Raw genomic sequence first — 15,428 nt, 5'->3', positions numbered from 1 at the left:
TCTCTCCGACGTCATTGCGAGCGCAGCGAAGCAATCCAGAGTCTTTCCGCGGAGGGATTCTGGATTGCTTCGCTGCGCTCGCAATGACGATGTGGATAGAGCTGCGCTCGAATTCCGCCCCTACCGATGCTCGATCGCCCTGATCGCACCACGTAGTTCGGCGAGGCCGCGCAGGCGGCCGATGGCGGTGTAGCCGGGATTGGTGCGCTTGGTGGCGGCGAGATCGTCGAGCATGCGGTGGCCGTGATCGGGCCGGAACACGATTTGATTGTCGGGTGCGCGCCGTGCGTTCTCCTTCAACAGCGCCTTGAGCACCGCGATCATGTCGACGTCGCCGTCGAGATGGTCGGACTCGTAGAACGACAACCCGTCCGCCTCGCGCTTGGTCGCGCGCAGATGGGCGAACGCGACGCGTGGGCCGAAGCGCTCGGCCATTTCTGGCAAATTGTTCTCCGCGCGCACGCCGAGCGAGCCGGTGCAGAAACAGATGCCGTTCGCCTTGGATGGCACGGCGTCGAACAGCGCCTGATAGTCGTCGGCGCTGGAAGCAATGCGCGGCAGGCCGAACAGCGGTCGCGGCGGATCGTCCGGGTGCAGCGTCAGCGACACGCCGAGCTGCTCGGCCACCGGCGTCACGCGCGCAAGGAATTCCGCAAGGTGCTGCCGCAGGATCTCAGGCGTGATGTCGCGGTAGGTGTCCAGCCGATCGCGGAATTGCGGGATGGTCATCGGCTCGGTGGTCGAGCCCGGCAGCGCGCTGGCGATGACCATGACGAGATAGTCGATATCCGCCTGGCTCATCTGCTCGAACAGTTTCTTCGCGCGCGCCTGTTGTTCCGGCGTATATTCCTGTACGGCGGCCGGGCGCTTCAGGATGTGCAGCTCGAACGCGGCAAAGCGGTCCTGGTCGAAGCGCATGGCACGGGCGCCGTTCGGCAGCTCCCATTCCAGATCGGTGCGGCACCAGTCCACCACGGGCATGAAATTGTAGCAGATGATCTTGATGCCGCTGGCCGCCACCGCCTCCAGGCTCGCGATCCAGGCCTCGATCGACTTCGTCGCTTTTCCGCCAAGGCGCTTGACGTCGTCGGGGATCGGAATCGATTCCACCACCGACCAAGTCAATTGAGAACGGCCGGGCTGGCCGTTCTCGATGAAGTTCTTGCGCTCCTCGACCGCCTTGCGCGTCCAGGCCTCGCCGATCGGCACCTGGTGCAGCGCCGAGACGATATCGCTCGCGCCGGCCTGCCTGACGTCGTCGAGCGAGACCGGATCATCGGGCCCGTACCAGCGCCATCCCTCCAGCATCATAGGCTGCCTCCCATCAGTTCGCGGTCAGCACGACCTTGACGCTCTGCGAGCGGTCGAGCGCCAGCCGCAGCGCATCGGGCGCGGTCGAGAGCGGCCGCTCGGCGGTGACCAGCGACAGCACATCGACGCTGCCGTTGCCGATCAGTTCCACCGCATTCATGAACTCGAAGCCGAAGCGGAACGAGCCGCGCAGGTCGATCTCCTTGGCCATCACGGCATTCGACGGTGTCGGGATCTGGCCTCCCGGCAGATTGCCGATCTGCACCACGACGCCGCCGCGCCTGACGATCTGAATCGCGCTGGCAAGGCCCGCAGCCGTGCCCGAGACCTCGAAGGCGACGTCGTAAGGACGCGCGGCAGCCTGTGCCTTCAGGCCCTCTTCACCGCCCGACACGTTCTCGACGTGGGAGGCGCCGAGCTTGGTCGCAAAGGCCAGCGGCGCCGGCGCGATGTCGGCGACCGTGATGTCAGCCATGCCGGCGCGGTGCGCGGCGAGCATGGTCAAAAGCCCGATCGGGCCGGCGCCGAAGATGATGCCGCGCTTGCCCTCGATCTTGCCGGCGCGCGCGACCGCGTGCAGGCAGACCGCGAGCGGCTCGGCCAGCGCCGCGGCCTGGTAGGACACGTGATCCGGGATCTTCACGCACTGCGCGGGGATCGCGTCGAAATAATTGGCGAAGCCGCCCTGCATGTGCGGCGTCTTTGAGGCCGAGCCCATGAAATAGATGTTCTCGCACAGGTTCGGCCGGCCCTCGCGACAGGCGACGCAATGGCCGCACCAGCGTGACGGATTGACGGCAACGCGGTCGCCGACCTTCAGATTGGCGGCGGTACCGGAGATCTCCACGACCTCGCCCGAGATCTCATGTCCCAGCACCAGCGGCGACTTCACCACGAAGTCGCCGGTGCGGGCATGGCGGAAATAGTGCATGTCCGAGCCGCAGATGCCGCCGGCACCGAAGCGGATGCGCACCATGCCCTGGCTAAGCTTGTCGAGCGGATGCTCGATCATGCGCAGGTCTTCGGGGCCGAACAGGGTCGCGGCGAGAGCGGTCGAGGTCATTTGGAAAGTCCCATGTATTTAGGCAGCCAGAGGGTCAGGTCGGGAATATAGGTGATCGCGATCAGCGCGAGCAGCAGCGGCACCAGCCAGGGCAGGATCGCCACCGTCGTGCGCTCGACCGAGAGCTTTGCGACGCGGGCGAGCACGAACAGCACCATGCCGAGCGGCGGATGCAACAGACCGATCATCAGGTTCAGCGTCATGATCAGGCCGAAATGGATCGGGTCGATGCCGAGCTTGAGCACGATCGGCAGCAGGATCGGCACCAGGATGGTGATCGCCGCCGTGGTGTCGATGAAGCATCCGACGAACAGGATCAGCACATTGGCGAGCGCCAGGAACACCCATTTGTTGTGGGTGATGCTGAGCATCCAGTCCGAGAGCATCTGCGCCGCCTGCGACACCGTCAGCAGCCAGGCGAAGATCGAGGCGGCGGTGACGATGAACAGCACCGAAGCCGTGGTCTCGATGGTGTCGAAGGTCGCCTTGGCGACGGTCTTCAGCGTCATGGTGCGGTAGCGGATGAGGCCGAGGAACAGCGACCAGATCACGGCCGCGACCGCGGCTTCCGTCGGCGTGAACCAGCCGAGCGTCATGCCGCCGATCAGGATCACGGGCGCCATCAGCGCCATCACCGCGGAGAAGTCGAAATACCAGTCGATCAGGAGCAGCGTGCCGAGGCCGATGACGACCGCCATGTTCACCGACATGCCGGCAACGACCATCAGCCAGATTGCGAGCGGGAAAGCGAGTACGATGGCGATCTCGAGGCCGGCCGAACCGAGCTGCGGCCAGGAGAACGGCGTATCACTGCCCCATTTGTTCTTGTGCGCGAAATAGGTGACGGTCGCCATCATCAGCAGCGTCATGACGATGCCGGGGATGACGCCGCCGAGGAACAGCGCGCCGATCGAGACGTTCGCCATCATGCCGTAGATCACGAAGGGCAGTGACGGCGGAATGATCGGCCCGAGCGTCGCCGAGGCCGCGGTGACGCCGACCGAGAACTCGGTGGAGTAGCCGTGGTCCTTCATCGCCTTGATCTCGATGGTGCCGAGGCCGGCAGCATCCGCGATCGCGGTGCCGGACATGCCGGAGAAGATCACCGAGCCGATGATGTTGACGTGGCCGAGGCCGCCGCGCATCCACCCGACCAGCGCGACGGCGAATTTGTAGATGCGCCCGGTCACGCCCGCGATGTTCATGAGATTGCCGGCCAGGATGAAGAACGGCACGGCGAGCAAAGGAAAACTCTCCACGCCGGCGATCATGCGCTGCGCCAGCGTGACGTCGGGCGTCACGCCACTGACCAGGATGTAGAGCAGCGACGACGCGGCCATGGCGATCGCCACGGGAACGCCGAGCAGCATCAGAAGGAGAAAGCCTCCGAGCAACAGCAGCATGGTCTTATCCTTCCGATCCGTCGTAGGCACCGGGACGTTCGAGGACCGAGTAGCCCTGCCGCCAGTTCTGGAGTGCCACCTGCACGGAGCGTGCGAACATCAGCACGAAGCCGAGCAGCACGGCGTAATAGACGTAGTCCTTGGGAAGATTGATCGTGGTCATCTGCTCGTCGCCGATGATCTTGATGTAGACCCAGACCAGCTTGATGGCGTAGCCGAAGAAGGCGATCCGGATCAGGTCGATCGCCGTCGACAGCACGCGCCCTACGGCATGCGGCAGGTAGCGATAGACGAGGTCGACCTGGATGTGCCGCGACAGCCGCACGCACATCGACGAGCCGATGAAGACCACGCCGATCAGGCAATAGGTCGCGATCTCCTCGGTCCAGGCATAGCTGTCGTTGAGGACGTAGCGGGTGAAGAATTGCAGGAAGACGGCAAGCGCCATCACCCAGAAGATCGCCAGCGCGACCCAGTCCTCGAACGCGTAGACGCCGAGATCGACCTTCGGCGTCGCCTCCTCCTCGAAGGTATGGGCGATCTCGTCCGCGGTGATCTGCCGGTGGATTTCGGCGGTGGACATGGGTACCTCTCAAACCTCTCTCACGTCGTTCCGGGGCGACGCGTCAGCGTCGAACCCGGAACCTCGAACGAGTTCTGCTGCGTAACCTCGCTCCGCTCCTCATCCTGAGGAGCTTGCGAAGCAAGCGTCTCGAAGGATGGCCCCAGGCGACACCTAGGTGGCACCGGGGCCTTCATGGTTCGCCCGGCGATGCGAAGCATCGTCCGGAGCGCGCTTCGCGCTCCTCACCATGAGGGTCTGGCTTATTTCACCGCCCTGGATCTTCTCCCAATCCGCCTTGCGGTAACCGAAGGTCTCGAACGCGACGTTCTTCAGCACGGTGTCGCGGAACTCGTTTTTGTCGACTTCGGTCACGGTCAGGCCCTTGTCCTTGAAGAAGGCGACCAGCTTGGTTTCGTTTTGCTTGATCTCACCCGTGGCCTTGGCTGCCGCCTCCTGCGCCACGTCGGTGAAGATCTTCTTGTCCTCGTCGGAGAGCTTCTTCCACAGCGCGCCGGCGATCACGGTATTGAGGTGGTCGACGATGTGGCCGGTCAGCACGATGTGCTTCTGCACCTCGTAGAACTTCTTGGCCTCGATGGTGGTCAGCGGATTCTCCTGCGCCTCGACGGTGCCGTTCTGGAGCGCGAGATAGACTTCGGCGAACGCGATCGGCGCGGTGTTGGCGCCGCAGGCGCGCGGCATGGCGAGATAGGCGGGCACATCGGGCACGCGCATCTTCAGACCCTTCATGTCGGCGCAGGTCTTGATCGGCTTGTTCGACGACGTCTGGCGCACGCCGTAATAGGTCACCGCGACGATGTGGTGGCCGCTCTTGTCCTCATAGCCCTTGGCGAGCTCCTTGAAGATGTCGCTCTTGGTGTAGGCGAGCAGGTGATCGGCATCGCGGAAGGTGTAGGGATAATAGGTCACGCCGATCGGCGCAAAACTCTTGGCGGCGAAGCTGGAGCCGGAGATGATGATGTCGACCGAGCCGAGCGACAGGCCCTGGTTGATGTCGGCTTCCTTGCCGAGCTGCGAGGCGGGATAGACCTCGATCTGGTAGCGCCCGTTGGTGCGCTTGGCGATCTCCTGGGCGGCCCAGACCGACGCCGTGTGGAACGGCTCCGAGGTCTCGTAGACGTGGGCCCATTTGAGCTTGGTCTGCGCCAGGCTCGGGCTGGTCGCCGCCAACAGCGTGGCGGCGGAAATCACTGCTGCAATCGTCATCTTCTTCAACATCGACTTTTCCTCCATCGTTCAAGTCTGCTTCTTGTTGGCTCGCCCCGGCATGGATGCGAGCCGCCCAATCTCACCGCCGCCGCGAGCTGCCGCTCTTGGCCTGTTTCTTCGGCGGTCGTTTTGATTTCGCCGGCTGAACCGCGGACGGCGCCGCCTGCTTCCGTGCAGCCGCTGCTTCTGCTGATGTCTCGGCACCAAAATTCTGTGCAAAGCGCTCCTGCGAATGCGCGAGGTGATCGCGCATGGCGTCATAGGCCGTCAGCGGCCGGCGCGCAGCGATCGCGTCGCGCACGGCCCGGTGCTCGTCGAGCGCGGTTCGCCACGTGGTGGGGTTCTCGAAATAATGCGCTAGCTGCGCGAAATATGGATTGAGGCGCTGGTCGAACAACTCGCCGACAACCCGCACCAGCACGGCGTTGCCGAGACATCCCGCAATGGCGATATGGAAGGCGCGGTCATGAACCATCGAGGCTTCGCCAGGATGGTCGACATTCTCCATCGCGACGAGCGCGGCGTCGATGCGGTCGATGTCGTCTTTGGTCGCCACGCGCGCGGCTTGCTCTGCGATGGCGCTTTCGAGGAATTCGCGGGCACGCAGCAGCTCGAACGGGCCTTCGATGATCGCTGATGGCGCCGGCACGGCGTCGGCGGGCTCGGTCACATAGATGCCGGAACCGACGCGGATGCGGACGCGGCCCTCGACCTCGAGCGCGATCAGGGCTTCGCGCACGGTGGGCCTCGACACCTTGAGCTGTTCGGCGAGCTCGCGCTCGGTCGGCAAGCGGCTGCCGACCGCGTACTCGCCGCTGTCGATCAGGCTTCGCAATTGATCGGCGACCTGGCGATAGAGCCGTCTCGCCTCCACAGCTTCCAGCGGCACGCTGGTCCTCCCGAAAGGGTCTCGCGCCGCCTCCCGGCGCCCGCGGCCCGCCAATTTTGGAAAATTGGTCTTACCAATTGACCAGAGCATTGACCTGATACGGGCGCCGTGTCAAGCAGCGGCAAAGCAAAGGGGAGACGTCCATGCGCCAGAGCTCGATGCGCCTTGGTCGCGCCAATCTCGACCGGTTGGCACCTGCCATCCGCCGTCCGGCCTATGACCGATCGCGCCTCACGCCTGGCATCGTGCATCTCGGCCTGGGGGCATTTCATCGCGCGCACCAAGCGGTTGTCATCGACGATTGCCTTGCTGCAGGAGCGACGTCCTGGGGCATCGTCGGCGCCAGCCTGCGCAGCCCGGATACGCGCGACGCGCTCGCCCCGCAGGACCACCTCTACACAGTCGCCGTGCGTGCCGCCGAAGGTACCGAGCACCGGGTCATCGGCGCACTGCTCGACAGTGTCGTCGCGCGCGAGAAGCCGGCAGCCCTGGTCGAACGGATGACCGATCCTTCCACCCGCATCGTTTCGCTCACCGTCACCGAGAAGGGCTATTGCCACACGCCGCAGACCGGCGATCTCGACGAGCGGCATCCCGACATCGTGCATGATCTGAACAATTTCGACGCGCCGCGCTCGGCGCCGGGCTTCATCGTCGCCGCGCTGGCACGGCGGCGGGCGCAGGGTCTTTCGCCCTTCACCGTGCTGTGCTGCGACAACCTCGCCGCCAACGGCCACACCGTGCAGCGGATCGTGACGCAGTTCGCCGCGCTGCGCTCGAAAGATCTCGGCAAGTGGATCGCCGAGACGGTCGCTTTCCCCTCGACCATGGTCGACCGCATCGTGCCGGAAACCACGGATGCCGATCGCGATGCGGTCGCATCCGCGCTAGGCATGCGCGACGCCTGGCCCGTCATGACCGAGCCGTTCACGCAATGGGTGGTCGAGGACCGCTTCACCGCGGGCCGGCCGGACCTTGCCGCAGCGGGGGTCGAGCTCGTCGGCGACGTCAAGCCGTTCGAACTGATGAAGCTGCGGCTGCTCAACGCCAGCCATTCCGCGCTCGCCTATCTCGGCTATCTCTCCGGCTACGAGACCATCGCCGACACCATGCAGGATCCTCACTTCGCACGCCTCGCCGCACGGGTGATGGAAGAGGCCGCGGTGACGCTGACGATGCCCGTGGGCACCGACCTTGGCGCCTATCGCGCCTCGCTGCTCAAGCGCTTCGCCAATCCGGCGCTGCATCACCGCACCTGGCAGATTGCCATGGATGGCTCGCAAAAGCTGCCGCAGCGGTTGCTCGGCGCGATGCAGGATCGCCTTGCCAGGGGCCTGCCGATCGCAACGCATGCGCTCGCGGTCGCCGGCTGGATGCGCTATGTCAGCGGCGTCGATGAGCAGGGCCGCGCCATCGACGTGCGCGATCCGCTCGCCGGGGAGTTCGCCGCGCTGGCGCGCGAGGCGGGGCCCGTTGCCGAGCGCCTGGCCCCCGCACTGCTGGGGGTGGCGAAGGTGTTCGGGCCGCTCGGCGCCGAGCCGCGCCTGCGCGAGGCCATCACCGTGGCGCTCGGCCGCCTCTATGCCGACGGCGCACGGCGGGCCGTGGCGACGCACGTTTCGGCGTGACCACGACGCCGGCAGCATCTTGAATGCTGCACTGCGGCCAAAATCGACGGAAGTCGCGCTTGATTTTTGCCCGTCGTTGCCCCACCCGAGAGCGATGGGAAACGACACCAAGGTCATCGCCGCCAACGCGGCCTTCTACGCCGCTTTTTCAACGGGCGACTTCGCCGGCATGGAACGGATGTGGGCGGACGACGACGGCATCTCCTGCATCCATCCCGGCTGGCCGGCGATCATCGGACGCGCCACCGTGATCGGAAGCTGGCGCGACATCCTGCAAAACCCGCAGCGGCCGCAGATCGTCTGCGCCGAGCCGCAGGCCATCATCGACGGCGACAGCGCCCGCGTGCTCTGCATCGAGATCGTGGATGGCACTGCGTTGGCTGCCGCCAACCATTTTCGCCGCGTCGGCAACGACTGGCGCCTGGTGCACCATCAGTCCAGCCCGATCGCGCAGATTGTCGAGCAGGCTGAGGACGATAGGGCCAGTCATCGCGTCCACTGAGCACGGCGATCACGCGAGCGTGATCTACTGTGCATGGGGTTGTTTTTCAGTTTTTTGTTGGACGGTCCGAAAGTTCCGACAGATCGTCCAGCACGACATGCGCCCCGGTGAAGTCATTGTCGCCAAAGAACATGCTGCGGGTGATCAGAACCGGGATGCCGGCACGCGAGGCCGCGACCAGACCGTTGGCGGAATCCTCGATCGCAACGCAATCGGATGCCTCGAGCTTCAGCCGCGCCAGGATCTCGCAATAGACGTCCGGCGCCGGCTTCTTGTGCCTGACGTCATCGCCGGCGACGATCGCGTCGAAATCCGCAGCCCAGCGTTTGCCCAGCGCCTGCGACAGCAGCGCATCGATATTGCCGTGCGAGGTGGTGGTCGCGATCGCAAGCCTCTGGCCCCTCGCCTTCGCGGTCGTGAGCAGATCCGTCACGCCCGGCCGCAAGGGGCAACGACCAGTCTCGACCAGCTCGGCATAGTGCGCGGTCTTGATGCGGTGAAGCTCTGCGATGTCCATATCCGACAACGGCGCAGCGGTCTTGAGCCTCTTGTGGTAGGCGCGCATGCGTTCCTTGCCGCCCGTCACCCGCAGCAGGTCCTTGTAGACCTCGCGCTCCCACTGCCAGTCGAGACCATAGCGGGCAAAGGCAAGGTTGAAGGCCTGCCGATGCAGCTCCTCGGTTTCGGCCAGGGTGCCGTCAACGTCGAAGATCAGCGCGGCCGCGCGGCGGATCAATTCGGCGGCGCCTGCTGGCGACTGAACCAACGCTTCGGCCTGCATGATCGATCCCTCCCTTCCGATGCTGCGAGAAGCGAGCATCGACCGAGCCTGTGGGGGAGACAAATCGCAATATCTTTTGTCGGACCCAAAAATCTCTTATGAGCGAACTGCGCATGACGGCGCGAACGGGAACTTTCGACCTGCACAGGAGGCGCATGCGGCTCTTCATTCTCGGCCTCGGCTACAGTGCCCGGCACTTCGTCCGCAAGCACGGCGACAGCTTCTCGCATGTCGCCGGCACCGTGCGCGATCCCGCGCAGCGGAACGATCTCGCCGGCATCGAGGTGCATCCGTTTTCCGGTAGCGATCCGTCGCCCGAGACGGTTGAACGGGTTCGCGACGCCGACGTCCTCCTGGTGTCGATCCCGCCCGGCAGCACCGGCGATCCCGCGATCGCGGCGTTCGGCGGCGTGCTCAAGGGAAACCGCTGCAAGGTCGTCTATCTCTCGACTATCGGCGTGTATGGCGATCACGCGGGCAGCTGGGTCGACGAGAGCACGCCGCCGCAGGCCGTCCTCGACCGCACACGGATGCGGATCGCGGCAGAGCAGGCCTGGACGGATGCGACGGGCGGCGATGCGGCGATCCTGCGGCTTGCCGGCATCTACGGTCCCGGCCGCAACGCGCTTACGATGCTGCGCGCGGGAACGGCGAGGCGCATCATCAAGCCGGGACAGGTCTTCAACCGCATCCACGTCCACGACATCGCGGGCACCCTCATGGCCGCCATCCAGCACGGGCGCGGCGGCACCTGGAACATCTGCGACGACGAGCCCGCGCCGCCGCAGGACGTGATCGCCTATGCCGCGCAATTGATCGGCGTGGCGCCGCCGCCGGAAGAAGCGTTCGCCACCGCCGAGATGTCGGCGATGGCCCGCAGCTTCTATGCCAGCAGCGCGCGGGTCTCCAATGCGAAATTGAAGCGCGAGCTCGGCGTCACGCTTGTCCATCCCACCTATCGGCACGGCCTCGACTCGCTCTGGCGCGCGGGCGAAGGACGATAGGGTTCCTACGCTCCGATGCCTGCCAGACATGCCTTACCCGCGCTTGACTCCGTGCCTGCGCGGTCATGATCTAGGCGTCGAGCGAGCCACCACACAACGAGCTCGCCCCTTGGGAGGATGCATGAACAAGACGATCGCCATGATCGCGGCGACGATTGCCGTCGTCACGCTCAGCGCCGCGCGCGCCGCGCCGCTGCCCGAAGCCAATCCCGACGATGTCGGATTTTCGAAACAGGGCCTTGCACGCCTCGATGATTTCTTCGCGCGCGAGATCGCGGCCAAGCGCGTGCCCGGCGCAGTGGTCGCCATCGCCCGTGACGGCAAGCTCGTCCATTACAAGGCCTATGGCCAGCTCGACCCGGCCAAGGGCACGCCGATGCCGATCGATGCGATCTTCGCGCTGGCTTCGATGACCAAGCCGATGGCAGCGGTCGCCGGCCTGACGCTGATGGAGCAGGGACGGCTGCCGCTCCAGGCCAAGCTGTCCGATTACTACCCGGGCTTCGCCGACATGAAGGTCGCCGTTCTCCAGGCCGACGGTTCGCTCAAGCTCGAGCCGCAGGCCTCGCCGATCTTCATCCACGATCTCTACCGGCATACGTCGGGGTTGATGTATGGCGGCCGTCCGGACTCGTCGAGCCCGGTGGCGCGGCAGTATCCCGATGGCACAGCGCCGGCGATCGAAGGCGACACCCAGGCCTTCATCGATCGCCTCACCAAGCTGCCGCTGGCGCACCAGCCCTCGACCGAGTTCGAATACGGCTTTTCGATCGACGTGCTCGGCGCCGTCGTCGAGAAGGTCAGCGAGCAGAAGCTCAGCGACTATCTCGCCGCCAATGTCTGGCAGCCGCTCGGCATGAAGGATGCGACCTTCCATCCGACCGACGCGCAGCGCCCGCGCCTCGCCCGCCCCTTCGCGAACGATCCGCTGACGGGCAAGCCGCAGGCCATCAAGCTCCTGGACACCCCGACCAAGTTCGAGTGCGGCGGCGCCTGCTCGTTCGCAACGGTCGGCGACTACATCCGCTTCGGACAGATGCTGCTCAACGGCGGCGAGCTCGACGGTCAGCGCATCCTCGGTCCGAAGACGGTCCGTCACATGACGACGAACCATCTCGGCCCCGAGATCAAGAACAACGTCGCCAATGTCGAGCCGCATCGCGGTGGCTTCGGCTTCGGCCTTTCGGTCGCGGTCCGGACGGCCGAAGGATTATCGTCGGTCCCCGGCAATCCCGGCGAATTCACCTGGAACGGAGCTTACGGGACGCAGTTCTTCTGCGATCCCAAGGAACGTCTCGTCGTCGTGGTAGGGACGGCGGCGCCCGGTGAGCTCAGGAAATATTATCGCGAGCAGGTCCAGGACATCGTCTACGGGGCGATGACGAAGTGAGATCGTCACGCCCTGAAGAGAAAGGGCGGCCGCTCTGGCCGCCCTCTTGATTGAGCGTCAGCTCAACACGCCGTATTTCTTGAACCAGGCCTCTGCCTGCTTCCAGGCATCCTCCGCGGCGTCCCTGCGATAGCTGCCGCGATAATCGGCATGGAAGCCGTGCGGCGCATCGGGGTAGATCTTGAAGTCGGCCGGCTTCTTGCTCTGCTCAAGCGCTGCCTTCATCTGCTCGACCTGGGCGACGGGAATGCCGGTATCGGCGCCGCCATAGAGGCCGAGCACCGGCGCCTTCATCTCGGGCGCGAGCTGCAGCGGGCTCCTCGGCCACAACGGGTTGGCGGGATCGACCAGGGTCCCATAGAAGGCAACGCCCGCCTTGAGCACACCGCTGTGGGCGGCATATTCCCAGACCGTGCGGCCGCCCCGGCAGAAGCCGATGGTGCCGAGCCGCGTTGCGTCACCGCCTTGCGATCCTGCCCAGGCGACCACAGCATCCAGATCCGACAATAGCTCCGTGTCCGGCTTCGCATTCACCACCGGCAGCAGCTCCTTGACGTCCGCGACCTTGGTCAGGTCGACGCCCTTGCGGAAATAATAGTCGGGCGCGACCGCGAATGCGCCGAGCTTGGCGAGGCGCCGCGTCACGTCCCTGATGTATTCGTGCAGGCCGAAGATCTCCATCGCCACGATGATCACCGGCGCCTTGGTATTGCCGGCCGGGCGGGCGAAATAGGCGGGCATTTCCTCGGAGCCGACCTTGATCTTGGCATCACCGGCCTGGAGGCCGCTGGTATCCGTCGTGACGATATCGGCCCGGACCGGACCGGCCGCGAGCGTGTAGCCAGCGGCGACGGCTGCGGTGGCGCTCATGAATCCGCGGCGCGAGAGCGGGGCGACTTTCGTCAGTCCAATGACGTCGGATGTGATGGTGGTTTCAAAGCTCATCGATCTTCCCATTCCTGATTCCCATGCTGATGCCCCTCGGGCGCCGCATTCGCCAATAATTGCGGGACAAAGGCAACTCACCAGCCTGCGAGGACACGGCTCACCGCCTCACCCCTTCGTTGGCGAGCACCGGTCCGCCGGCCGCCGGAGCCCGATCGTGTGCCGGACTTAACCGTCTAGCTGCACTGCATCGCAGCATCCATTAACCGAAAGAAGCGGTTCTTTCCCTGCCGCCAGGCCTCCTGGCGCTGCAGAGAATGCTCCTATTCGCGCACCCGACAGGCTCTGCGGCAACAAATTGCAATCCCGGCGACGATAGTGAAACATCATGTTGTTCGTGCACCGTGCGTCATCACCAATTCACGTGCGAACCGCCGTCATTTGATTGAAATTTTCGGAAGATCTGGGCCGCGCGATTTACTCGGTCTTTCTTTGTGACACCCTAGTTCCACGGCCGGAAGTTCCATCTTCGGAAACGCAGAGGCTTCTTCCCGCGACGCGCGACGCTCGCCGGCAACGGACGACGAAGCGCAAGCGGGTCCATTCCCGTCCGCCCGATTGCGCTACCCAAGGCTCAATTGAATAAAGTTTATCCGACCTGGAACTGAAATGAATTTGGCGCGCGAATCGATAGAACTGTTGGAGCAGGCCGCACGCATCCTGTGGTTCGAAGGCACCAAGCATGGTTTGCGCGACCGCGAATGGATGGCGCTGCGCTTCCTCTCCCGCGCCAACCGGTTTTCCCGAACCCCCTCGGCGCTGGCGAGCTACGTCGGCACCACGCGCGGCACCGCCTCGTTCATCATCGGCGAGCTCGAGCGGCTCGGCTATCTCGAGCGGAAGCGCTCGGCCACCGACAAGCGGTCGGTGACGTTGAGCGTGACCCAGCAGGGCAAGAAGTTTCTGGTGCGCGACCCCGTCAACGTCCTCGTCGAAGCGATTGCCGTTCTCGGTGACGAGGTCAAGATCCGCTTCCGTGACACGTTCCGGCACGTGCTTGACCACTCCGATTCCGCCGAGCAGCGGCACCACACCGACGTCTGCAAGCGGTGCATCTTCCTGCGGGAGGATCGCGCCGGTACCGACAGCAAGACGGCGGCCGAGTTCAGCTGCCGCCTGTTTCGCGCGCCGATTGCCGAGGCGGAGGTCGATCTGCTGTGCACCAGCTTCGAACATCACCGCCAATAGTAGGCCGCTCGATCAGGGCGTTGCCTTGCGCGACGAGTAGATGACGCCGCCGCCGGCTTCCACCACCAGGCGCCCGTTATCGTTCCTGATCTCTTCGATGCGTCCAAGACCGGGCACCTGCTGTCCCAGCACGGCTTCGATGACGCCGTTCGGGCCTTGCAGGATCGCGATCCCCTCATAGGCCTGACGGACCGACCAGCCCTTGATTGCCTTGCGCGGCGCCGACGCCCGCTCGAGTGCAGGCACCGATCCCGTGAATTCGGGCGCGGCGACTGCGGCCACCATCGGCCCTTGCGGCGACACCGGCTGCGTTTGCACCGTCGCCGGCGCAGGAGCCTGGGCCTGCACCTGAGCGAGCCTGTCGAGCTTTGCCGTCGAGGACGAGCTCACCCGCTCGATCCGGTCCAGATTCTCCGCAAACCTGCCGAAGCGATCGTTCGTGACCTTGCTGGATTGATCGACCGCGGTGCGCAAGCCGTCGAGATTTTCAGACACGCCCGACACCTGCTTGCGCAGCTGCGCGACGGTCTCGCGCAGATTCCTGATCTCCGCATTGGCCGCAACGTTGTTCGGCGCCGGCTGGGTGGTGAGATAGGCGATCACGCCGGTGCAGGCGCAGACCACCAACATGGCAGCGACCGCCAGCGTTGCGAGCGGCACGACCCATGTCGGACGAGGCGGCGGCGGCTTCGCCACGATCACGGCCGGCTTGATCGCGACCGGCGCAGGTTTCGGGATTGCCATCTTGTCGAGCCGTGCCTTGGCACGAATGCGCTTCAAGCCCTCGAGTGCCTCCTTTGCGAGAGCTTCGTCGCTCGCCGCGGCCGATACACGCTTTGCGCTCGCGGCAGGCTTGGGCGTTCGCGCCGCGTTGTCCATTGTATCGCTCGCCTCCGGCGCCGGCTTCGCCGCCGCGAAAACATCCGCGGTCGCGTTGGGACGAGCTTGTCCATCGGACAACATATGCAAATGCTCCGTTCGGTTCGGTCTGTCGAGCGGTGACGCTATTTGCCGAAGCTTGCCTGAAACGTGCGTGTCGAAAGCTTTTCATCATGCGCGATGAGACGTCGCATGAGTCGATCGCGTCATACACGTGGCGAGAGTGCGACTCGAAAGACACATACTCGCCAAGATTTCACCAAGCTGGAGTCGCGGCGCAGACGTGAGTCGAATTGTCGCACGCGGTAAAGCGGGTTCCAGTGTCAATCCGGGGTTGAAAACCCCACAATTTGCATGACTCGGAGCACCACCCAAAACGGCTGTAATTGTACGGGGATGCGGAACCATACAACCACGACGGTGCAAAACCAGTTTAGGATTCAAATCAACTGATACGATTGGATACATCAAGAAACAACCAGAAACGAATCAACAGCATCAAGCACACGTAGCAATCGCTTTCTTACGCACGCTTGATCGGGAATCGGCAATTGTTACGGTCCTACTCAAGTGATTCTCGCCAGTTGGCGAGGAGATCGACACAGTTCAGCAGTGTTCGGACGCGATGAGCAACTTGGCGCAACTGTTCT

Annotated in this window: 13 protein-coding genes and 1 pseudogene; 5 read left to right on the top strand and 9 right to left on the bottom strand. The window is 64.5% G+C overall.

What is annotated here, in order from left to right; translation table 11 throughout:
- Positions 1–120: 120 nt before the first annotated feature.
- The 6 genes and pseudogenes from uxuA to AB7M16_RS28510 form a co-directional block, all read right to left on the bottom strand.
- A complete protein-coding gene (uxuA, locus tag AB7M16_RS28535; protein WP_453945754.1) occupies positions 121–1,311 on the bottom strand; it encodes a mannonate dehydratase in 1,191 nt (396 codons plus the stop codon).
- A gap of 13 nt (positions 1,312–1,324) precedes the next feature.
- Positions 1,325–2,374: an L-idonate 5-dehydrogenase gene (locus AB7M16_RS28530; RefSeq protein WP_453945752.1), complete on the bottom strand. Its 1,050-nt coding sequence runs from the start codon at positions 2,372–2,374 to the stop codon at positions 1,325–1,327.
- Positions 2,371–3,777: a TRAP transporter large permease gene (locus tag AB7M16_RS28525; RefSeq protein ID WP_172786924.1), complete on the bottom strand. Its 1,407-nt coding sequence runs from the start codon at positions 3,775–3,777 to the stop codon at positions 2,371–2,373. Before AB7M16_RS28525 ends, AB7M16_RS28530 begins: the two co-directional genes overlap by 4 nt.
- A 4-nt stretch (positions 3,778–3,781) precedes the next feature.
- Complete coding sequence (locus tag AB7M16_RS28520) at positions 3,782–4,360, bottom strand: TRAP transporter small permease (protein WP_260382479.1); 579 nt, start codon at positions 4,358–4,360, stop codon at positions 3,782–3,784.
- A 255-nt stretch (positions 4,361–4,615) separates the two neighbouring features.
- Positions 4,616–5,569: pseudogene (locus AB7M16_RS28515) on the bottom strand (sialic acid TRAP transporter substrate-binding protein SiaP); the annotation flags it as partial.
- Between the two features lie 82 nt (positions 5,570–5,651).
- On the bottom strand, positions 5,652–6,461 hold the full coding sequence (locus tag AB7M16_RS28510) for a FadR/GntR family transcriptional regulator (protein ID WP_453945750.1): 810 nt from the start codon (positions 6,459–6,461) through the stop codon (positions 5,652–5,654).
- 143 nt (positions 6,462–6,604) lie between these two features.
- Here AB7M16_RS28510 and AB7M16_RS28505 point away from each other — a divergent pair, with 143 nt between their 5' ends.
- The gene (locus tag AB7M16_RS28505) at positions 6,605–8,089 is read left to right on the top strand and encodes a mannitol dehydrogenase family protein (RefSeq protein ID WP_453945748.1); all 1,485 of its coding nucleotides are present in this window, start codon (positions 6,605–6,607) and stop codon (positions 8,087–8,089) included.
- A 94-nt stretch (positions 8,090–8,183) separates the two neighbouring features.
- Positions 8,184–8,591: a nuclear transport factor 2 family protein gene (locus tag AB7M16_RS28500; RefSeq protein ID WP_212254458.1), complete on the top strand. Its 408-nt coding sequence runs from the start codon at positions 8,184–8,186 to the stop codon at positions 8,589–8,591.
- A 46-nt stretch (positions 8,592–8,637) separates the two neighbouring features.
- Here AB7M16_RS28500 and AB7M16_RS28495 read toward each other — a convergent pair whose 3' ends face one another.
- The gene (locus tag AB7M16_RS28495; RefSeq protein ID WP_453945746.1) at positions 8,638–9,372 is read right to left on the bottom strand and encodes an HAD family hydrolase; all 735 of its coding nucleotides are present in this window, start codon (positions 9,370–9,372) and stop codon (positions 8,638–8,640) included.
- 155 nt (positions 9,373–9,527) lie between these two features.
- On the opposite strand from AB7M16_RS28495, the gene AB7M16_RS28490 reads away from it, so the two are divergent.
- Complete coding sequence (locus tag AB7M16_RS28490; RefSeq protein ID WP_453945744.1) at positions 9,528–10,376, top strand: SDR family oxidoreductase; 849 nt, start codon at positions 9,528–9,530, stop codon at positions 10,374–10,376.
- 121 nt (positions 10,377–10,497) lie between these two features.
- Positions 10,498–11,766: a serine hydrolase domain-containing protein gene (locus AB7M16_RS28485; protein WP_453945742.1), complete on the top strand. Its 1,269-nt coding sequence runs from the start codon at positions 10,498–10,500 to the stop codon at positions 11,764–11,766.
- Positions 11,767–11,823: 57 nt separating this feature from the next.
- On the opposite strand, the gene AB7M16_RS28480 is transcribed toward AB7M16_RS28485, so the two are convergent.
- A complete protein-coding gene (locus AB7M16_RS28480; protein WP_453945740.1) occupies positions 11,824–12,711 on the bottom strand; it encodes a dienelactone hydrolase family protein in 888 nt (295 codons plus the stop codon).
- A gap of 609 nt (positions 12,712–13,320) precedes the next feature.
- Here AB7M16_RS28480 and AB7M16_RS28475 point away from each other — a divergent pair.
- Entirely contained in the window at positions 13,321–13,899 is a 579-nt protein-coding gene (locus tag AB7M16_RS28475) for a MarR family winged helix-turn-helix transcriptional regulator (RefSeq protein WP_453945738.1), read from the top strand.
- A 12-nt stretch (positions 13,900–13,911) separates the two neighbouring features.
- On the opposite strand, the gene AB7M16_RS28470 is transcribed toward AB7M16_RS28475, so the two are convergent.
- Entirely contained in the window at positions 13,912–14,862 is a 951-nt protein-coding gene (locus AB7M16_RS28470) for a hypothetical protein (protein WP_453945736.1), read from the bottom strand.
- Positions 14,863–15,428 lie beyond the last annotated feature (566 nt).

Source organism: Bradyrhizobium sp. USDA 372 (assembly GCF_053629095.1).
This window is presented reverse-complemented; position numbering and strand designations above follow the sequence as displayed.